We start from the raw sequence: 279 nt of genomic DNA on the forward strand, positions 1-279 counted from the left end.
GCCCGGGGCTGAACAGGCCGCTGGCGTTCCCGAGGCTGCCGGTCCGAGCCCTGCCGGCGTCTGGGCCCGCGGATGACCTGTCGACAGTTCCGCTCAGCGGACCTCTCGGCCGGGGAGGTGCCGGTTCGCTGGTGCCGGGAGGCCGCGGCGGGGTTTTCCCCGTGCTGGTGGGTGTTTCATGCGGGTCCGAGCCCTGCCGGCGTCTGGGCCCGCGGATGACCTGTCGACAGTTCCGCTCAGCGGACCTCTCGGCCGGGGAGGTGCCGGTTCGCTGGTGCC

Origin of the sequence: Streptomyces sp. NPDC086023, from assembly GCF_044540325.1 — a bacterium.
In the GTDB taxonomy this organism is placed as follows: domain Bacteria; phylum Actinomycetota; class Actinomycetes; order Streptomycetales; family Streptomycetaceae; genus Streptomyces.